We start from the raw sequence: 19,391 nt of genomic DNA, 5'->3' as shown, positions 1-19,391 counted from the left end.
ATGCCCAGCACCACCGGGCCGCTGGCTCAGCATGGATTCCGGCCTTCGCCGGAATGACGGTCTCATGGGTGGTGACGGGAGAGGCGCTGCGACGACGGGCTTACGGGTGGTGGGGGGAGAGGCTCTGCGGCGATTCTGTTGCGTCACCCGGCCGCCTGCGCCACCCCCACCAGCTTTTGCGCGATCGAATCGCCCGGCACCGGATGGCCCAGGTGGTAGCCCTGCACCAGGTCGCAGCCGTACTGCTGCAGCAGCACGAGCTGCTCGCCAGTCTCCACGCCTTCGGCCACCACCACCATCTTGAGCCCGTGCGCCATCGCGATGATCGCGCGCGTGATGGCCGCGTTCTCCGAATCCTGCGGCAGGCCGCAGATGAAGCTGCGGTCGATCTTGAGGGCACGCACGTCGAAGCGCTTGAGGTAGTTCATCGACGAGTACCCGGTGCCGAAGTCGTCGATCGACAAATACACGCCGATGCGCCGCAGCTGCTCCAGCGTGGTGAGCGTGGCCTTGGCGTCGTCCATCAGCGTGCCCTCGGTGAGCTCGAGTTCGAGGAAGCGCGGGTCCAGCCCCGTCTCGTGCAGCGCCGACAGCACCATCTGCGACAGGTTCTCGTCCTTGAACTGCTTGGCCGACAGGTTGACCGCCATGCGCACGCTGCGCCGCGTCTGGCGCTGCCAGTTGCGCGCCTGCGAACACGCCGTGCGCAGCACCCATTCGCCGATCGGCACGATCAGGCCCGTCTCCTCGGCCAGCGGGATGAACTCGGTGGGCGAGATCACGCCGCGCTCCGGATGGCGCCAGCGCACCAGCGCCTCCACGCCCACGATCTCGGTCGAGTGCACGTCGAACTGCGGCTGGTACAGCACGTAAAGCTCGTCGTTGCCCAGCGCCTTGCGCAGGCCCACTTCGAGCTTCACGTGGCTCATGATCTGCATGGTCAGCGAAGAGCTGTACAGCTTGGCGTTGTTCTTGCCGCAGTTCTTCGCGTGGTACATCGCCGTGTCGGCGTACTTGAGCAGCGAGTTGCAGTCGTCGCCGTCCTCGGGGAACAGCGAGATGCCGATGCTGGCGGTGACGAAGATCTCGTTGCCCTCGATGAGGAAGGGGCGGCGCATCGCCTCCTTGACCCGGTGCGCCACGTTCAGCGCGTGCTCGACCCGCTCCAGGTCCGGGATCAGGATCGTGAACTCGTCGCCGCCCAGGCGCGCCAGGTTGGTGGCCTGGTCGCCGCGCGACACCATGTCGCTCGGGCGCGTGGTCTCGCGCAGCCGTTCCGAGACCAGCTGCAGCAGGTGGTCGCCCACATTGTGGCCGAGCGTGTCGTTGATGCGCTTGAACGCGTCCAGGTCCATGAACAGCACCGCGAACTTCTTGTTGCCCATCTTGGAGCGGTGCAGCTCGCGTTCGAGCGTTTCGAGGAAGGCCTGGCGGTTGGGGATGCCGGTCAGGCTGTCGCAGTAGGCCAGGCGCCGGATCTGCTCCTCGGTGCGCTTGCGTTCGCTGATGTCGCGCACCAGGCCCAGCACCTCGGTGGGTCCGGTTGCCACCAACCGCGCCTCGAAATGCTGGGCGCTGCCGCCGCGCAGCAGCTCGTACTCGACCGAGCGGATCTGCTGGGTCGCCAGCACGTTCTCCATCTGCTCCAGCAGGCGCTCGGCGATCTCCCTGGGCAGCACCTCGGTGATGTGGCGGCCCACGCAGTCGCTGTCGGACAAGCCCGCGCCGGCGTCGTGGCCGCGCTCGTAGTCGAGGTACACCCCGTCGCGGTTCAAGCGGAAGAAGGTGTCGGGAATCGCCGCCAGCACCGCGCGGTTCTGGGCGTCGGCGATGCGCAGGCGCGCGATGGCGTCGCTGGCGCGCAGCACGTACAGCACGCGGTGGCCAAGGATCGGCCAGTTGATCGGCTTGGACACGAAATCGGTGGCGCCGGCTTCGTAGGCGTTGGTGACGGCCTCGATGTCGTCGCCGCCGGTGACCATGATGATCGGGACCGTGGCGCCGGCGGCATCGTCGCGAATCGCCTTGCAGGCGGCGAAGCCGTCCATGTTGGGCATGTCCACGTCCATTAAGATCAGGTCGGGCCGCAGCTCGCGCATGAGGGCGACAGCCCGGGCGCCGTCCTCGGCCTCGACGCCGTCCAGCCCAACCTGGCCGAGCATCTGCAGCATCAACAGGCGCATCACCGGATCGTCGTCCGCGACCAGCACGACGCCGCGTTTGGTGGTGGAAGCCATGCTAGGTCTCCTTCTCTACCATGAGGGCTGCGAGCGAGCTGCGCACGACCTGGAATTCCTGCTCCATGTCCGTCAGGATGCCGTCGGCGCCCTCGGTGGTGTCGGCGCGGCCCAGGTATTCCAGGTCCTTGCACAGCTGCGCCAGCTTTTGTGCGCCGACATTGGCGCTGGCCGACTTGAGGCTGTGCGCGACCTTGCGCACGCTGGCCGGGTCGTGCACGTCGATCGCGCGGCGCAGCGTGCGCAGGTGCTGCGGCGCGTCGTCCACGTAGGCGGCGATCACCTTCTGCACCAGCGCGTCGCCGCCGTCCTTGGACAGCGCGCGGATGTTGTCGAGCGCGGCGCGGTTGATCACGTCGCGGTGGATCACCTCGACCGATTCCGGCGGCAGGGTGGGCGGCTCGTCGTCGTGGTGGCGCGTGGCCACCAACGGCAGCGCGATCCAGCGCCCGATCACGGCGGCCAGCTGCTGCTGGGTGAACGGCTTGGACAGGTAGTCGTCCATGCCGGCCGCCAGGCACGCCTCGCGGTCGCCCTGCAGCGCGTTGGCGGTGATCGCGATGACCGGCAGCACATGGCCGCGCCCGGACTCGCGCTCGTCGCGCCGGATCGCGCTGGTGGCGGCAAAGCCGTCCATCACCGGCATCTGGCAATCCATCAGCACGGCGTCGTAGTCGCCGCGGCGCACCATGGCCAGCGCTTCCTCGCCGTTGCGCGCGTATTCGGCCGACAGGCCCAGGCTTTCGAGCATCGCCATCGCCACTTCGACGTTGACCGGGTTGTCCTCGGCCAGCAGCACGCGCCGAACGCGGGTGCGCGCGATCGGGCGCGGCAGGTCGGGCGGGGGCACGAACTGCGGCGCCGGCGCGGGGGCGCCGCGCGGCCGCGTGGCCAGGCACGCAAACAGGTCGGCCGCGCGCGCCGGTTTGATGAGCTGGTAAGCCACGCCGGCCTCGCGCCGCTGCACCGGGTCGGCCGCCAGCCGCTCGGGGCTGATGACGAGCAGGCGCGTGGCGCGCGTGGCCGGGTTGGCCTTGATGGTGGCGGCGAGCATCAGGCCGCTGCCGTGGGTGAGCTCCATGTCGATGACGGCCGCATCGTAGGGCCGGCCATCGGCGGCGGCTGCGGCCAGGCGCGACAGCGCTTCGTCGGCCGAGGCGGCGCCGTCGCTGGCGACATGCCAGGCGGCCAGGTGATCCTGCAGCCCCACGCGGCTGCTGTGCTGTTCGTCGACGATCAAGACGCGGATTCCTTCGATGGTGTGCTGGTGGTCGCCCGGTGCGTCGGGGTCGACGCGGCGCTTATCGAAAGGTACCGTGAACCAGAACACCGAACCTTGAGTTCGGGCATTCTCGACGCCGATCGCGCCCCCCATCAACTCAACCAGTTGTTTTGAGATCGCCAGCCCCAGCCCGGTGCCGCCGTACTTGCGCGTGGTCGAGTCGTCGGCCTGCGAGAACGCTTCGAAGATGCGGCTCCTGGCCTCGCGCGAGATGCCGATGCCGGTGTCGTGCACCTCGAAGCGCAGCGTGACGGCCTGGTTGTCTTCGCTGGCCACGCGCACACGCGCGAGGATGCGGCCGTGCTCGGTGAACTTGATCGCATTGCCCAGCAGGTTGGCCATCACCTGGCGCAGGCGGTTCGGGTCGCCGCAGATCGCAACAGGGATGTCGTTGGCGATGTCGAAGTCCAGCGCCAGGTTCTTGGCCTGCGACTGCGGGGTGTACACCGTGTGGATGTCCTCGAGCAGATCCCACAGGTTGAAGTTGATGTACTCGATCGTCAGCTTGCCGGCCTCGATCTTGGAAAAATCGAGGATGTCGTTGATGATCACCAGCAGGTGCTCGCCCGAGCGCTTGACCAGCTTGGTGTAGTTGCGCTGGCTCTCCGAGAGCTCGGTCGACAGCAGCATTTCGGTCATGCCGAGCACACCGTTCATCGGGGTGCGGATCTCGTGGCTCATGGTGGCCAGGAACGCGCTTTTGGCGCGGCTTGCCGCCTCGGCGGCGTTCTTGGCCTTTTCCAGCTGTTCGGTGCGCACGCTGACCTGGCGCTCGAGCTCTTCGCGGTGGTGGGCCAGCGCCGCGCCGCGGCTTTCGATCTGGGCCAGCATGTCGTTGAAGCTGTCGATCAGCGTGCCCAGCTCGTCGCTGCGCTGGTGCGCGATGCGCAGCGTGTAGTTCTGGCTGGCCGAGACCTTTTGCGCGGCCGCGATCAGCTTGGCCACCGGGTCGGCGATGCTGCGCTTGAAGCGGGTCGCCAGCACCAGCGACACCGCCAGCGAGCCGCCCATGGCGGCGGCGAACACGCCCAGGCTCTTGACGATGTCGAGCCACATGGTGGTCAGGTCGGCCTCGATCATCACCACGCCGACCTGCACGTCCTTGTTCATCACGGGGCGGTACAGGCGCATGCGCGGCGACCAGAAATGGCTGGCGCCATCGTTGGCATCGTCCAGCGCGGCGCCGTCGATGCCCGGCAGCGGCGCATCGATCACGGCGTCGCCCTGGTGGCCGGGCGCCCAGTAGCGCGCGAACAGCTTGCCCTTGGCGTCGTACAGGACCGCGCCGGCGATTTCTTCCTTGGCTTTGAGCGCGGCCAGCGTGTTCTGGGCCAGGTTGCGGTCGTTGAAGAGCAGGGCGTCCACGCTGTTGGTGCCCACCACGCCGGCGAACGAAGAGAGCTGCATGCCCTCATCCTCGCGGTGGTTCAGCATCGAGGTGACGGCGAAGGCGACGAACACGAACAGCAGCGCGGTCCCGGTGGACAGCAGCGAGATGAGCGTCAGTTTGTGGTTGATACTCGATCGTTCAAAGTTCAGCATGGCCTGGGCGCCCCCGCGATCCCTGCACCTGTGGCTGGCCGCGACAGCGGTGACACGGCCTCCTTGCGCGAATGCAAATTCCCGCAGGAAAAAATATACGATTTACTTTTGGGAATGGTTTTGCGATTTCGCAAAACTGGGGAGCATGGGCGCACCGGCCTTGTGGTGGCCAGTGGAAATGGACGTTTCAGGGGGCTGAAACGACGTAGGGTGGGCAGGTCTTCCTGCCCACGCGTCCAGGCAGTGCAAGCACCACTTGAACGCGTGGGCGTTCGTTCAGCCGGGCACTGCCCGGCTTCACCCCGCCCACCCTACAGAGCAAGATCAGCAGCAGCTGGGCCGCTTGCCGGACCCGTAGCGGGCCTCCTGGCGCTCGCGGAAGAACTCCTCGTAGCTCATCACTGGCTCGCCCGGATGGGTTTTCTCCATGTGGGCCAGGTAGGTGTCGTATTCCGGCAGGCCTACCATCAGGCGCATGCTTTGCCCAAGGTAGCGGCCTGCCTGCGCGATCTTGCCTAACATCACTGCACCTGAGCGGTTGCGGGCGCCGTCACGAACGGCGTCTCCTTGGCGGTCGGCTTGCCGGCGGCGCGCGCCTGCAAGATGGTGCGCACGCCGTACACCAGCACCGCCACCACCACGAACATGAACAGGCCGCACAGCGCCGCGTCCACGTAGTCGTTGAACACGACCTGGCGCATCTGCGTGATCGACTTGGCCGGCGCCAGCACCTTGCCTTCGTCGATCGCCGCCTGGAACTTGGCGGCGTGCGCCATGAAGCCGACCTTGACGTTGGCGTCGAAAATCTTCTGCCAGCCGGCGGTCAGGGTACAGATCAGGAGCCAGATGGTCGGCAGGACCGTGACCCAGGCGTAGGCGCCGCGCTTCATCTTGAACAGCACTGCGGTTGCCAGCACCAGCGCAATACCTGCCAGCATCTGGTTGGCGATGCCGAACAGCGGCCACAGGGTGTTGATGCCGCCCAGCGGATCGACCACGCCCTGGTACAGGAAGTAGCCCCAGGCCGCCACGCACAGGGCGGTGGCGATCAGGTTGGCCGGCAGCGAGTCGGTGCGTTTCATGGCCGGGATGAAGGCGCCCATCAGGTCCTGCAGCATGAAGCGGCCGGCGCGGGTGCCTGCGTCCACCGCGGTCAGGATGAACAGGGCCTCGAACAGGATCGCGAAGTGGTACCAGAACGCCATCATTGCCTTGCCGCCGACCACGTTGGCCAGGATGTTGGCCATGCCGACCGCCAGGGTCGGGGCGCCGCCGGCGCGCGAGATGATGCTGTTTTCGCCGACGTCCTTGGCCACCTGGGCCAGGGTCTCGGGCGTGACCACGAAGCCCCAGCCGGACACGGCCGCGGCAGCGCTTTGCACGGTGGTGCCGATCGCGGCGGCCGGGCTGTTCATGGCAAAGTAGATGCCCGGGTCGATGGTCGAGGCAGCCACCAGTGCCATGATCGCGACGAACGACTCCATCAGCATGCCGCCGTAGCCGATGAAGCGGGCGTGCTCTTCATTTTCGATCATCTTCGGCGTGGTGCCCGACGAGATCAGCGCGTGGAAGCCCGACACCGCACCGCAGGCGATGGTGATGAACAGGAACGGGAACAGGTTGCCCGCCCACACCGGGCCGCTGCCGTCGATGAACTTGGTCAGGGCCGGCATGTGCATCATCGGCGCGACCAGCACGATGCCGATCGCCAGGCCGACGATGGTGCCAACCTTGAGGAAGGTGGACAGGTAGTCGCGCGGAGCCAGCAGCAGCCACACCGGAATCACCGAGGCGACGAAGCCGTAGCCGATCAGCATCCAGGTGATCTGGGTGCCGGTGAAGGTGAACATCGGCGCCAGGGTGGCCGACTCGTGCACGTACTGGCCGCCCAGGATCGAGCCCATCAGCAGCACGAAGCCGATCAGCGACACCTCGCCGATGCGGCCCACGCGGATGAAGCGCGAGTAGATGCCCATGAACAGCGCGATCGGGATCGTCGCCATCACGGTGAAGGTGCCCCACGGCGAACCGGTGAGCGCCTTGACCACGATCAGCGCGAGCACGGCCAGGATGATCACCATGATCATGAAGGTGCCGATGAGCGCAATCACGCCCGGCACCTCGCCCATTTCGGACTTGATCAGGTCGCCCAGCGAGCGGCCGTCGCGGCGCATCGACAGGAACAGGACCATGAAGTCCTGCACCGCGCCGGCAAACACCACGCCGGCCAGGATCCACATCATGCCCGGCAGGTAGCCCATCTGGGCGGCCAGCACCGGGCCGACCAGCGGGCCGGCGCCGGCGATGGCGGCGAAGTGGTGGCCGAACAACACGTAGCGGTTGGTCGGCACATAGTCCAGGCCGTCGTTGAATTTATAAGCGGGGGTTTGCCGGGTCGGGTCCAGGGCCGCGACCTTCTTGGCAATGAACAGGCTGTAGTAGCGGTAGGCGATCAGGTACACGCAGACGGCGGCCGCAACCACCCACACTGCGTTGATCGATTCACCGCGCTTGAGCGCGACGTAAGCGAGTGACAATGCACCCACGAGCGAAAGCGCAGCCCATCCGAGCTGGCTTGTAAGGCGTTTCATTTGGACTCCTCCAAGGGTTTATAGCTTTTTCTGCCTTAGACCGAGGCATGGCGCCTACAATTCCGGGCAGTCTGATGGTGAGTATCTTGCATCGATTTTTCGTCATCAAGCGCATGATTACGCAGGAGCCTGCGTAGGACTACGTAGGCGGCAGGTCCGGAACGGACGTAAAATTGCCCGATGCAATCGTATTTATTCCGGCTGCCATGAAGCTCAGGCAGAAAGTCATCTTCCTCGCCATTGCGCCGCTGATCGTGGCGCTGTGCGCGATCGCGTTGTTCGTGCGCCAGCAGGCCAGCACGCTGGCCCAGCAGCAACGCGCGACCATCCAGCAAGCCTACCTCGCCAGCAAGCAGGCCGAGCTGCAGCACTACGTCGAGCTGGCTGAACACTCGATCGCGCACCTGGTCGACTCCGGCAAGACCGACGCGGCCACGCAGGCCGAGGCGATGCGTATCCTGTCCAAGCTCAGCTACGGCGACGACGGCTATTTCTTCGTCTACGACATGCGCGGCAACAGCCTGATGCACCCGCGCCAGCCCGAGCTGGTGGGCCGCAACCTGTGGGAGCTGCGCGATGCGCAGGGCACGCCGACCATCCAGCGCCTGATCGCGCGCGCGAAAGCGGGCGGGGGACTGGAACGCTACAACTGGGCCAAGCCCTCCAGCGGGCAGCAGGCGCCCAAGCTCGGCTACGTGATCCCGATCCGGGCCTGGGGCTGGATGATGGGCACCGGTATCTACCTGGACGACGTGGATGCCGCGCTGGCCAAGGTGGATGCCCAGCAGTCCGCAAATATCGCCGCCACCATGTGGTGGATTGCGGGACTGGCGATCCTGTCGGCGGCGGTGGTCGCCATCTGCGGGCTGGCACTCAACATCAGCGAACTGCGCGTGGCCGACGCCAAGCTCAAGGCGCTGGCGCAGCGCGTGGTCGAGTCGCAGGAGCACGAGCGCGCGCGCCTGTCGCGCGACCTGCACGACGGGATCAGCCAGTGGCTGGTGTCGATCAAGCTGCAGATCGAGGCCGGCATCGTGCGCCTGACCGGCACCGGCGCGGCCGAGCAGGCCGCGCGCGAACGCTTCGAGCGCACCGCCGAGGAGCTGAACAACGTGCTGGGCGAAGTGCGCCGCATTTCGCACGACCTGCGCCCGGCGTTGCTGGACGACCTGGGGCTGGCCGCGGCGCTGGAGCACCTGGCGCACGAGTTCTCCGAACACAGCGGCACGCCGGTGGCTTTCACCACCAGCGGCGCGACCGAAGAGCTGCCGGGCGTGGTCGGCACGGTGCTGTTTCGCATTGCACAGGAGGCGCTGACCAACATCGAGCGCCATGCCGGAGCGAGCCACGTGGAGATGTCGCTGCGGCGCGACGGCCGGCGCCTGGCGCTGTCGGTGCGCGACGACGGCAGCGGCTTCGACCCCGAGGGCGTGGCAGTGCACCCGCAGCGCGGCATTGGGCTGCGCAACATGATGGAGCGGATGGACGCCATCGGCGGTGAACTGGACATTGAATCATCGATGCAGGGCACGCGCGTGCGCGCCAGCGTCGAACTGACGGAGTAGGACATGACACCCATCCGGATCCTGCTGGTGGACGACCATCCGCTCGTGCGCGACGGCCTGCGCGCGCGGCTCGAAGCGGTGCCGCATTTCGCCGTGGTGGCCGAGGCAGGCAGTGCAGCCGAAGCGCTGGAGCGTGCCGGTGGCGCGGACCTGGTGCTGATGGACGTGAACATGCGCGGCGGCAGCGGCATCGAGGCCACCGCGCAGCTGACCCGGCGCTATCCGGGCATTGCGGTGCTGATCCTGTCGATGCACGACAAGCTCGAATACGTGACCCAGGCCATGCATGCCGGCGCGCGCGGCTATGTGCTCAAGGATGCGCCCGGCAAGGACATCGTGCTCGCCATCGAGTCCGTGATGGCGGGCGGCATTTACTACAGCCCGGTGCTGGCGCGCCAGCTGGCGCGGCCGGTGCAGCAGGACAACCAGCTCACGCTGCGCGAGCAGCAGGTGCTGCAGCACATCGCCACCGGCCAGTCCAACAAGCAGATCGCGCGCGACCTGGCGCTGTCGGTGCGCACGGTCGAGACGCACCGCCTGAACATCAAGCGCAAGCTCGGCATCGAAGGCCAGGCCGAGCTCATCAAATTCGCGGTGCAGCATGCGCAGTTCGGGCCGGACAGTTAGGGAACATGCATGCCCGTCCGGTACAATGCATGCATACGCTCAACATTCTGTTGCGCTAACGTTGCTCGTCAACTAATATCACTTAACGATCCACTAAGAACTTCCCGATGGTTGCATTGAGTGCCGCCCGGTTCCCGTTGGTAGAGCTTGATTTCGTTGCCAACGCGCAGAACGAGTGGGTTGCATTGATCGTGCGGCCGCAGCCTGGCTCCAATGACGAGTCGCTGTTGGCCCTGTTCGGCGCCCCGGACCTGCTGGCGGCAATCGCGCCGCTCGACTGCATCGTTCCGCTCGATTCGACAGCGGTGCTGACTTCTTCACTCTGCGAATTGCTGCCGCCGGACCGCGTCATGTTCACGTTGCCGGCCAGCGTGCTGGCCAACGCCGACGAAGCCGCACGCGCCGCCAGCCTTGCCGATGCCGGCTACCGCTTGCTGGTGGACGGCGTTGCCGCCGGCGGGAAAATGCCATCGCGGCCGCGCGGCGTGGCGCACGACTGCACCGACGGCGGGCCCGCGCCAGCCGCCGCGCTGTTTGGCCCGCACCTGGCCTACAACGTGCACAGCGTCGAGCGTTTTGCCGAGTGCGAGAGCGCTGGCTTTGACTGGTTCAGCGGCGACTATCCGCTGTTCACCCGCCAGCCCGAGGATGGCCACGACGGCACCTCGCGCCGCCGCCTGCTCGCCTTGCTCGCGCTGCTGTCGCGCGATGCGGACACGCGCGAGATCGAGCACATGCTCAAGCAGGACCCGGCGCTGTCGTTCCACCTGCTCAAACTGGTCAACTCCGCGGCCTTCAAGGTCAGCACCGAGATCACCAGCTTTGCGCAGGCGATCACGGTGTTGGGCCGTCGCCAGCTGCAGCGCTGGCTGCAACTGCTGCTGTACGCGCGCCAGCGCGCCGACGGCCCGCCCAACCTGCTGCTGCCGCTGGCCGCGCTGCGTGGCGCCCAGCTCGAGGAACTGTGCCGCCTTGGCGGCGGCGAGCGCGACGAACAGGACCTGGCCTTCATGTGCGGCGCGTTCTCGCTGCTGGACCGGTTGTTCGATACGCCGATGGGCGACATCGTCGGCAGCCTGCGCCTGCCGCAGCACGTGTTGGACGGCCTGCTGCGGCGCGAAGGCCCGCTGGGCGAGCGCCTGCGCCTCGTCGAGGGCAAGCCCGACCAGGCCCAGTTAGCGCAAGCAGGAATCGACATCGACACCTGGTGGCGCAGCCAGCTGCATGGCTGGCACTGGGCGATACAGGTGATGCGCCATGTCTGACGGAGCGAACGACCGCATCGACTTCGCCGGCGCCAACGCGGCCGTCTGCGACGCCGTGCTGCGCCTGCGTGGCGACGCGCTGACCGAGGAGCTCTCGCGCGTCGCGCGCGTGCTGCTGGGGCGCCGCCACGCCGTGTTCGTGCACCGCGGCGAAGACGCGCCACAGCTGCTGGGGCCTGCCGAGGGGGTGCTGCGCCAGCCGGTGCAGGCCGACGCCGCCAACTTCGGCTACTACGAGATCGGCGGCGGCGCGTTCACCGAAACGGACCGCCGCGACCTGGCGGGCCTGGCCAAGCTCACCGCCACGCTGCTGCAAGTGCAATCGATGGCGCAGCGCGCGACGCGCGCCTACGCGCAGGTGGAGGGCCAGCTGGCGCACCAGTCGCAGATCCTCGACCAGCTCCAGGAATCGGTGCTGACCACCGACCTGCTGGGCTACATCACCAGCTGGAACAAGGGTGCCGAGCGCATGTTCGGCTATACCGCGCTCGAAGCGATCGGCACCCACATCCTGTTCCTGTACGCGGACGAGGAGGGCACCGAACCCGACAACTTCGCCGAACATGGTGGCCGCTTCATGGAAGTGCGGCGCAAGAAAAAATCGGGCGAAGTGTTCTGGGCCAGCCTGTCGCTGTCGCCACTGTGCGACCTGGAGGACAAGCCGATCGGCCTGATCGCCTACCTCTCGGACATCACCGAGCGCAAGCTGGCCGAAGAACGCTTGAACCACCTGGCCTACTACGACGACCTCACCGGGCTGCCCAACCGCACCCTGTTCGCGCGGCTGGTGGACCAGGCGCTCATGGTCGCCCAGCGCAACGTGGGCACCGGCTGCATCCTGTTGATTGACCTGAACCGCTTCAAGCTGATCAACGGCACGCTGGGGCGTGGCGTCGGCGATGAGCTGCTGCGCCAGGTGGCAAAGCGCTTCCGCGACGCGCTGCGCGAGGAAGACGTGGTGGCGCACCTGTCCGGCGACGAGTTTGCGGTGGGCCTGTTCGACATCCGCCAGCACTTCGAGGCCACGACGGTCGCGCAGAAGTTGCAGGCCGCGCTGGCCGAGCCGTTCGCCATCGAAGGGCAGAAGCTGCAGGTTGGGGCGAGCGTGGGCATCAGCGTGTACCCGACCGATGGCGAGGACGCCGAGACCCTGCTGCGCATGGCCGACATCGCCATGGAGCGGGCCAAGCAGGACAACGAGAGCCCGGACCGCAACGTGGCGTTCTACTGCAACGACATGAACCAGGGGATGCAGGAGCGCATGCGCATCGAATCGGGCCTGCGCCACGCGCTGGGCCACGGCGAGCTGACGCTGTACTACCAGCCCAAGTTCGAGATCGGCAGCGGGCACGTGGTGGGCGCGGAGGCGCTGGTGCGCTGGGTGCACCCGGAACGTGGCGTGGTGCCGCCGGCCGAATTCATCCCGCTTGCAGAAGCGACGGGCCTGATCGTGCAAGTGGGCGAGTGGGTGCTGGAGCAGGCGTGCGCGCAGGCGGCGGTGTGGAATCGCGCCGGCCTGCCGCCGCTGCGGCTGGCGGTGAACGTGTCAGCGCGCGAGTTCACGCCATCGCTGCCGGGCAGGGTGGCCGACACGCTCAAGCGCTACCGGCTCGACCCTTCGTGGCTGGAGCTGGAGATCACCGAGAGCACGCTGATGCACGACATCGAGCGCGTCATCGGCATCATGGACCGCATTAACAAGCTGGGCGTGGCGCTGTCGCTGGACGACTTTGGCACGGGCTATTCGAGCCTGTCGTACCTGAAGCGCTTCCCGATCAACACGCTCAAGATCGACCGCTCGTTCACCACCGGGATACCGGCCGACGCGAGCGATTGCGCGATCGCCGGGACCATCATCAGCATCGGCCGCCAGCTGCGCCACCGGGTGATCGCGGAGGGCGTGGAGACGCTGGAACAGCTGGAGTTCCTGCGCAAGTCCGGCTGCGACGAGGTGCAGGGCTACCTGTACGCCAAGCCGCTGCCGGCCTACGAATTCGAGCAGAGCCTGCGCGAGAACTGGCTGCTCACTGCCTAGGCCTTCCCGCCGGCTTCGCTCAGCTGACGCTGCCGGTAGGGCGATGGTTTATGTATAATGCCGGTTCCCCAAGGAAGCGTGGCCGAGTGGTTGAAGGCAGCAGTCTTGAAAACCTCCGTAGGATGAAATTGGAAGCTTGGCAGAGTGGTCGATTGCACCGGTCTTGAAAACCGGCAACCCGCAAGGGTTCCAGGGTTCGAATCCCTGAGCTTCCGCCAATAAAAACAAGCACTTAGCGAGACTCATGTGATCGCGCAGTAGCTTGAAGATGGCGACAAAGAGCCTCGCTGGTCGGGGCTTTCTTGTGGGTGGACAATTTGCAATTCGTAAGCACACCATAAGCAGTCAACGTTTAGGCAGGTAGCATGGCCAGCATTGGTTGTAGTGGGCTGGAGCAGGCGTAGGAGTGTTTCTGTGAAGCAGAGCCAGCGCGTTCCGAAAGGAGACGTTTGAGGCAGCAAAGAGCAAATTTAGCTGAAGGGTTTCACATGGCCGGTAATCTCGACAGCGCGAAGAGCATGCTCGAACGAGCACAGGTTCATAGCACTACGTTCAAGGATGCCGTTATGGCGTTCCTTGATAGCGATCCTTTTGTTCAAGTAAACGAACTTGACCCCGAATCCAATGAGTGGGTCACGAAACTCAAGCTTGTTAAAGCTGCACCCAACGACCTGAACCATATCGCAGCCGATGCGCTCGTCAATATGCGCTCCGCTCTCGATCAAGCTGGCTATGCTGTTGCAACCGCTGCTGGCGGCAAGGGTCGGGATACCTATTTTCCTTTCGGCGACAACGAAGCCGAGGTACGCAGCCGGGATCGCAGCGGATCAAAAGAGATACCCAAACAAATTTTCGATTTAATGGTTTCGTTCAAGCCTTATCGAGGCGGTGACGACTTCCTTTGGGCCATGAACAAGTTGTGCAATGGCAACAAGCATCGGTTATTGAACGCAATGGCGTCGATGTCTAACAGCTATCGACTCAGTTTCGTCGGAAACAAGGGGACTGGCTCGTATCAGCTCAGAATTCCGCGCTGGGACTACACAAAGAATGAACTTGAATTGAGCCGTATATCCCCTGGAAAGACCGACGATTACCAAATCAAAATGGACGTTCGGACTCTTGTAGCTTTCTGCGAACCGGAGATAGTTGTCGGGCACCCAGCGGAAGGCGTCCTCAATTTGCTTGCCGACAAGGTAGGGACGATTATCTCTGCCGTTGATGCTGAAGCAATTCGTATCGGACTTTTCAAGTAGCTGTGAATATCTGAAAGCTCCATGCATGCTGGGTTCAGCGGCCGGATGCGCCGCCTAGCGTTACGCTGTGCTTATGCAATGCGGATGCTGCCTGCCTAACCACAAGCCCAGCAAGCCCTTAGCGGGCATGCCCGAATAACTGTGTGTTTGCTGTTCCTTCCCAGCAGGCATACACGCCGCTACAGGCCGCGCGCGGTGCTGCCCGTACCCTGCGGCGGCAGTGTGGTGATCGTCGCCCCAGCCGCCCGCTACGCTTCATTCGCTGAGGCTTTGCTTATGGATATTAATAGTTTCTCGCTGGAATTTTGATACTATCGAGGCATTGTTTAAACCTCGCCCAAAGTGGCTATGAACGAGGAAGAATTATGCCCCTACAAGCGTGTCACGAATGCGGCGCTCAGATTAGTAGTGAAGCTAAAACCTGCCCACAATGTGGAGTCGCCCCTAAAAATAAGACAAACACGATATCTGCGGTGCTTGGTGGCGTGATGGCCGTTGGCATTATCTGGTTCTATTTTGGCGGTGGACTAGAGCAGCAGGCAGCCAGAGATCTGGCCAAAATCGAAATGCAAGTTGCCAACGACGCAGTCAAACAATATGACATTGCGAAGACATCTGGCTCTGCAATGGATAGGTGCGTGCAGGCTGGTATGGTATCTGCCGCATTTCTGCAGGCCAAAGACGATGCCAACTACAAGGTGTGGAAGCAGACCGAAAGCGACGACTGCGCAGCGGCCGGTGTCCCTAGATAGTGGTCTGGTCTGAGGTTTGTATTGGTAGCACATGATTCGTTGCAGCGGTTCGAGCTCTGAAGAGGTCGCGCATATTCTGCAAGTCGCCGTCGACTGAAGCCAATTATCCGACTCGACTGTTATCGAGGCTGGCCGGGCGGCCATAATCAGGCAACCGGCACGCGGGCCAGTTTGTCTGGGTTGCGCACCACAAACACCGTCGCGATTCGCCCGTCCTCAATGTGGAACGATTGGGTGGACTCGATCATGTCGTTGACGTACCGCAGCAACCCAGGCTCGCCGTTGATCCGCGCCATCCGGTAGCGCACCTGTCCCGGATACGCATGCTCCGCCGCCCAATACAGCCCGGCGATGCGCCCGGCGCCTCGCAAGATGCGGTGGAACGATGGCACCTTGCCCCCGCCATCGCTCACCAGCCTCACTTCAGGCGACAGCAAGGCCTTCATCGCTTCGCGGTCGGCGTTGCGGGCCGCCTGCATGAAGGCAGCCAGCAGCGCCCGATGGGCTTGCGGGGTCGGCCGGAAGCGAGGGCTTTCCTCGACAACTTTCTTCTGGGCGCGGTGCACCAGTTGACGGCTGTTGGCTTCGCTGGTTTGCAGCAAGGCCGCGATGTCGCTGTAGTCCTGGTCGAACGCCTGGCGCAGCAGGAACGCCGCGCGCTCCTCCGCGCCCAGGCGCTCAAGTGCCCACAGCAGCGCGAGCGAGACATCGCTGGCCAGTTCGGCCGCCGTCTCGGGCGTGTTCTCGTCCAACTCGACGAGCGGCTCGGGCAGCCACGTTCCGATGTAGCTCTCGCGCTCGGCCTTGCGTTCACGCAGGCGGTCAAGCGCCAGGCGCGTGGTCACGGTGACCAGCCAGGCTTCCGCCGATCTCAGGCGGGCGCGATCGGCCGCTTGCCAGCGCAGCCATGCGTCCTGGACCACATCCTCTGCATCGGCGCGCGTGCCAAGCATGCGGTAGGCGGCCGAGAACAGCCGGGCGCGTAGCCTGGCGAAGATCACTTCTGCGGCCATATCGTCTTGCTGGTGCATGGCGCCCGGCCTTTACATGCCTGGCAGCGGCACCACCGGAATCGGGTTGCGCAAACTGAGGTTGAACATATTCCAGCCCTTGATCACCGCAACAGCATATCCGAGCTCGACCACTTCGGTCTCGGAAAAGTGTTCGCGGACCAGCGCGAATTCCTCGTCGGTGGCGTCGGTGTGCGGCTGGCCGTTGACGATCTCTGCCCAGCGCAGCGCGGCGCGTTCGCGGTCCGTGAAGAAGGGCGCCTCGCGCCAGACGGCGACCGCGTTCAGGTGGCGCGGATCCATGTCCATGCCCATCAGGTGGCGCCAGTGCATGTCCACGCACATGCCGCAACCGTTGATCTGGGAGAGGCGCAGCAGCACGAGTTCGACCAGCCGTTCACCAAGCGAACTGTTCCTGACCGAATGGGACAGGTTCAGCATGGCCTGCAGGTTGGCGGGAGCGTGATTGAGGATATTGATACGGGCTGTCTTCGACATGGTCATCCTTTCTGTGTTCGGGTGCGGCGCGAAATGCGCCGCCCTCAAATCACTAGACGTGGGAGGCCGCTGATTTGTGACAGCCGACAGTCAGTTGTCCAGCTGCACCTGCATGCCAGCCAGGACCTCGGCCAGGCGCTTGCAGTGTTCGGCGATACGCTCCTCCGGCAGATTCGTCACGCCCAGCAGCAAGCCGTTGCCGTGCGCTTGTGGCTGTGAATGCCACCAGGACAGGGCGGATGGCATCATGCCCAGCTGGCGAGCCTTTGCGACCACGTCGATGTCCCGCACCCCGTCTGGTAATGGCACCAGGGCGGCCAGTCCTGCCTCGACGCATGGAAGGGACAGCTCGCGCAGGCACTGCATGAGGATGCGCCTGCGCTCGGCATACAGCCGCTTCATGCGGCGCAGATGGCGTAGGTAGTGCCCGCCACGCATGAACTCCGCCACCGCCAGTTGAACGGAGGGCGCGGGCGCCGGTGTAGATGTGCTGATCACGCTCGCTACCTTGTCCACCAGCGGACGGGGAACCATGAGGAAAGCGACGCGCAGGCTCGGATTGATCGTCTTGCTGAACGTTCCGATGTGGAGAACCCTGCCATTGCGGTCCAGCGAGGCCAGCCCGGGCGTGGCGCGGCCTTGGAGCTGCAGTTCGCCGAGGTAGTCGTCCTCGATCACCCACGCCTGCGCGGTCGCGGCCCAATCCAGCAGCGCGTGCCGCCGGCGCAAAGACAGCGTCATACCCAACGGGGCATGCTGCCCGGGGGTGACAACCGCGAACGATGCTTGCGGCGCCGCCGCCACGCCGGCCGCCACGTTCAACCCCTCGGCGTCAACCGGCACTGGAATTGGGGTGATACCGGCCATGGCCAGTATCTCGCGCGCCACCGTAAAACCCGGTTCCTCCACCCAGGCACTTTCACCCGTCGCGCCAAGCGCGCGTAGCGCCGCCGCGAGCGCACTGCCGAACCCGTTGGTAATGAAAATCTGCGAGGCCGTGCATTCGATGCCGCGAGCAATGCTGAGATAAGCGGCAATTTCGGTGCGTAGCTCGCGTTCCCCGAATGGGTCCGGGTATCCGACAGGGGCTGCGGCCGCCGCCCGGGCGGCTCTTCCCATGATGCGTGACCAGGTCTTGAACGGGAACGCATCGTGCGCCGGTACGCCAACCTGGAAGATGGCCGGCCTGCCCGGTGGTGCCGACGCGGGAGCGGCTCCTTCGGCGCCCGTATGTGTCGCGGCCGGACGCGCATGCTCGGCAACGCGTGTTCCGGCAGCACCGGCGGTCACGATCAGTTGCTGGTCGCGCAGGTTTTCGTAGGCCATCCGTACGGTCCCGCGCGCAACGCCCAACTGGACCGCCAGGTCGTGCCAGGACGGCAGCCGCGTTCCGGGGCCCAACCGGCCTTCGCGGATCGCCCGCTCGATTGCCGAGCTGATCTGGTCCACGAGCGATTCCCGGCAGGTCCGATCGATTTCTACAGGAAAGCTCCCCGACCGAAGGGCGCTTTCAGGATTTTTGTGCAAGGTCATCCCTCGAATGGTACAGAACTTTTGGTCGTTCTTGCATCTATTTGTCGGCCTATGTGGCGGGTACGATGGGACCGTCTCCATCCATAGACCAAGTCATGCAAAGCAAACATATCATCAAGCCGCTTGCGGCAATCCTTGTGTTGGCGGCGTCTTATCCGCTCTGCGCAGCCGCCCAAGTGCAAGCCGGGCTGCCCGCCACCGCGACCGCCGACCCCTCGGGCGACGGCAACAGCCGCGCCGCCATCGCCGGCCAGTCCCTGATTGGACAGCCGGCGCCGAACGCGTCCCTGACGACACTCGACGGAAAGCATATCGAGCTCGCTTCGTTTTACGGGAAAAAGCCGGTCTACCTCAAATTCTGGGCAACCTGGTGCGTTCCATGCCGTGAGCAGATGCCGGGTTTCGAAAAAATCTACGAGAAGTACAAGGACCGTATCGAGGTGATTGCAGTGAATACGGGCTTTAGCGAGACCGTGGCCGATGTCGCCGCCTACCGCACGAAGCACGGGCTGCACATGCCGATCGTCATCGACGACGGCAGCCTTGGCCGCAAGCTGAACCTGCGCGTTACGCCGCAACACGTCCTGATCGGCACCGATGGGCGCATCGAATATGTGGGACATCTGGCCGACCGGCAGCTGGACGCGGCATTGGAGAAGGTGGTCACGGAAAAGGCTGCGCATGGCGCCGTTGCATTGGCACCGCAATTAGCCGTGCCGGCGACGTTAAAGGTCGGCGACGAGGTGAAGGGACTCACGCTCGAGACCATCGACGGCAAGCCGTTGTCCTTCAAGCCTGGAGAATCCCGGGCGCTGTATTTCTTCTCGCCCTGGTGCGAAACCTATCTGGCTGACAGTCGCCCGGCCGTCGCACAGGCCTGCAAGCGGGTCCGCATCGAAGCAGAAAAGCTTGCCGGGGAGCGGGGCGTTCAGTGGCTGGCCATCTCGGCCCCGCTCTGGACAAGCGCCAAAGAACTGGCCGGGTATGCGCAAGCGCACAAGACCACCATTCCCATGGTACTCGACCGCAATGGCGAGGTGTTCGGCGCGTTCGGGGTTCGACAGTTTCCCACGGTGGTCCTTGTCGATGCCAACAATCGGGTGAGGCGAGTGCTTGGGCCGAACGACCGTGGTTTGGCCGAGGCAGTCAGGCAATTGAAGGCGCATTGAGAGCGCCGCGTCATTCGCCCTATTCATGA

General features: G+C 64.9%; 14 protein-coding genes and 1 tRNA gene. 8 read left to right on the top strand and 7 right to left on the bottom strand.

Annotated elements, in window-relative coordinates; translation table 11 throughout:
• Positions 1 to 143: 143 nt before the first annotated feature.
• From NX774_RS10445 to NX774_RS10430, 4 genes are all read right to left on the bottom strand, one after another.
• Positions 144 to 2,237, bottom strand: coding sequence for a putative bifunctional diguanylate cyclase/phosphodiesterase (locus NX774_RS10445; RefSeq protein WP_258822108.1), 2,094 nt, complete (start codon positions 2,235 to 2,237; stop codon positions 144 to 146).
• A gap of 1 nt (position 2,238) precedes the next feature.
• Positions 2,239 to 5,061 (bottom strand): hybrid sensor histidine kinase/response regulator, encoded by a 2,823-nt coding sequence (locus NX774_RS10440; protein ID WP_258822107.1) that lies wholly within the window; start codon positions 5,059 to 5,061, stop codon positions 2,239 to 2,241.
• 324 nt (positions 5,062 to 5,385) lie between these two features.
• The gene (locus NX774_RS10435; RefSeq protein ID WP_258822106.1) at positions 5,386 to 5,583 is read right to left on the bottom strand and encodes a YbdD/YjiX family protein; all 198 of its coding nucleotides are present in this window, start codon (positions 5,581 to 5,583) and stop codon (positions 5,386 to 5,388) included.
• Positions 5,583 to 7,652, bottom strand: a complete 2,070-nt coding sequence (locus tag NX774_RS10430; RefSeq protein WP_258822105.1) for a carbon starvation CstA family protein — start codon at positions 7,650 to 7,652, stop codon at positions 5,583 to 5,585. Before NX774_RS10430 ends, NX774_RS10435 begins: the two co-directional genes overlap by 1 nt.
• Before the next feature lie 206 nt (positions 7,653 to 7,858).
• Here NX774_RS10430 and NX774_RS10425 point away from each other — a divergent pair, with 206 nt between their 5' ends.
• The 7 genes from NX774_RS10425 (at position 7,859) to NX774_RS10395 (ending at position 15,152) form a co-directional block, all read left to right on the top strand.
• Positions 7,859 to 9,217, top strand: a complete 1,359-nt coding sequence (locus tag NX774_RS10425; RefSeq protein ID WP_258822104.1) for a cache domain-containing protein — start codon at positions 7,859 to 7,861, stop codon at positions 9,215 to 9,217.
• A gap of 3 nt (positions 9,218 to 9,220) precedes the next feature.
• Complete coding sequence (locus NX774_RS10420) at positions 9,221 to 9,844, top strand: response regulator (RefSeq protein ID WP_258822103.1); 624 nt, start codon at positions 9,221 to 9,223, stop codon at positions 9,842 to 9,844.
• 107 nt (positions 9,845 to 9,951) lie between these two features.
• A complete protein-coding gene (locus NX774_RS10415) occupies positions 9,952 to 11,109 on the top strand; it encodes an HDOD domain-containing protein (RefSeq protein ID WP_258822102.1) in 1,158 nt (385 codons plus the stop codon).
• Positions 11,102 to 13,144, top strand: a complete 2,043-nt coding sequence (locus NX774_RS10410; protein ID WP_258822101.1) for a putative bifunctional diguanylate cyclase/phosphodiesterase — start codon at positions 11,102 to 11,104, stop codon at positions 13,142 to 13,144. Before NX774_RS10415 ends, NX774_RS10410 begins: the two co-directional genes overlap by 8 nt.
• Positions 13,145 to 13,274: 130 nt before the next feature.
• Positions 13,275 to 13,362, top strand: a tRNA-Ser gene (locus NX774_RS10405).
• A gap of 270 nt (positions 13,363 to 13,632) precedes the next feature.
• Positions 13,633 to 14,400: a hypothetical protein gene (locus tag NX774_RS10400; protein ID WP_258822100.1), complete on the top strand. Its 768-nt coding sequence runs from the start codon at positions 13,633 to 13,635 to the stop codon at positions 14,398 to 14,400.
• A 365-nt stretch (positions 14,401 to 14,765) separates the two neighbouring features.
• Positions 14,766 to 15,152, top strand: a complete 387-nt coding sequence (locus NX774_RS10395) for a zinc ribbon domain-containing protein (RefSeq protein ID WP_258822099.1) — start codon at positions 14,766 to 14,768, stop codon at positions 15,150 to 15,152.
• 146 nt (positions 15,153 to 15,298) lie between these two features.
• Here the strand turns inward: NX774_RS10395 and sigJ are convergent, their stop codons facing one another.
• The 3 genes from sigJ to pdxR all read right to left on the bottom strand — a co-directional run bounded on the left by sigJ (position 15,299) and on the right by pdxR (position 18,109).
• Positions 15,299 to 16,183 (bottom strand): RNA polymerase sigma factor SigJ, encoded by an 885-nt coding sequence (sigJ, locus tag NX774_RS10390; RefSeq protein WP_258822098.1) that lies wholly within the window; start codon positions 16,181 to 16,183, stop codon positions 15,299 to 15,301.
• Between the two features lie 12 nt (positions 16,184 to 16,195).
• Positions 16,196 to 16,660 (bottom strand): carboxymuconolactone decarboxylase family protein, encoded by a 465-nt coding sequence (locus tag NX774_RS10385; RefSeq protein WP_258822097.1) that lies wholly within the window; start codon positions 16,658 to 16,660, stop codon positions 16,196 to 16,198.
• Positions 16,661 to 16,750: 90 nt separating this feature from the next.
• Positions 16,751 to 18,109: a MocR-like pyridoxine biosynthesis transcription factor PdxR gene (gene pdxR, locus NX774_RS10380; protein ID WP_370660418.1), complete on the bottom strand. Its 1,359-nt coding sequence runs from the start codon at positions 18,107 to 18,109 to the stop codon at positions 16,751 to 16,753.
• A gap of 179 nt (positions 18,110 to 18,288) precedes the next feature.
• On the opposite strand from pdxR, the gene NX774_RS10375 reads away from it, so the two are divergent.
• Positions 18,289 to 19,362, top strand: coding sequence for a TlpA family protein disulfide reductase (locus tag NX774_RS10375; protein ID WP_258822095.1), 1,074 nt, complete (start codon positions 18,289 to 18,291; stop codon positions 19,360 to 19,362).
• Positions 19,363 to 19,391: the final 29 nt, after the last annotated feature.

This window comes from Massilia agilis, assembly GCF_024756255.1.
In the GTDB taxonomy this organism is placed as follows: domain Bacteria; phylum Pseudomonadota; class Gammaproteobacteria; order Burkholderiales; family Burkholderiaceae_D; genus Telluria; species Telluria agilis.
This window is presented reverse-complemented; position numbering and strand designations above follow the sequence as displayed.

Bases quoted from the DNA above. Each gene is read 5' to 3' on its own strand.
- NX774_RS10440 (WP_258822107.1), bottom strand. From the start codon at position 5,061: ATGCTGAACTTTGAACGATCGAGTATCAACCACAAACTGACGCTCATC.
- NX774_RS10425 (WP_258822104.1), top strand. From the start codon at position 7,859: ATGAAGCTCAGGCAGAAAGTCATCTTCCTCGCCATTGCGCCGCTGATC.
- NX774_RS10395 (WP_258822099.1), top strand. From the start codon at position 14,766: ATGCCCCTACAAGCGTGTCACGAATGCGGCGCTCAGATTAGTAGTGAA.
- NX774_RS10385 (WP_258822097.1), bottom strand. From the start codon at position 16,660: ATGTCGAAGACAGCCCGTATCAATATCCTCAATCACGCTCCCGCCAAC.
- NX774_RS10435 (WP_258822106.1), bottom strand. From the start codon at position 5,583: ATGTTAGGCAAGATCGCGCAGGCAGGCCGCTACCTTGGGCAAAGCATG.
- sigJ (WP_258822098.1), bottom strand. From the start codon at position 16,183: ATGCACCAGCAAGACGATATGGCCGCAGAAGTGATCTTCGCCAGGCTA.
- NX774_RS10445 (WP_258822108.1), bottom strand. From the start codon at position 2,237: ATGGCTTCCACCACCAAACGCGGCGTCGTGCTGGTCGCGGACGACGAT.
- NX774_RS10420 (WP_258822103.1), top strand. From the start codon at position 9,221: ATGACACCCATCCGGATCCTGCTGGTGGACGACCATCCGCTCGTGCGC.
- NX774_RS10415 (WP_258822102.1), top strand. From the start codon at position 9,952: ATGGTTGCATTGAGTGCCGCCCGGTTCCCGTTGGTAGAGCTTGATTTC.
- NX774_RS10375 (WP_258822095.1), top strand. From the start codon at position 18,289: ATGCAAAGCAAACATATCATCAAGCCGCTTGCGGCAATCCTTGTGTTG.
- NX774_RS10410 (WP_258822101.1), top strand. From the start codon at position 11,102: ATGTCTGACGGAGCGAACGACCGCATCGACTTCGCCGGCGCCAACGCG.
- NX774_RS10430 (WP_258822105.1), bottom strand. From the start codon at position 7,652: ATGAAACGCCTTACAAGCCAGCTCGGATGGGCTGCGCTTTCGCTCGTG.
- NX774_RS10400 (WP_258822100.1), top strand. From the start codon at position 13,633: ATGGCCGGTAATCTCGACAGCGCGAAGAGCATGCTCGAACGAGCACAG.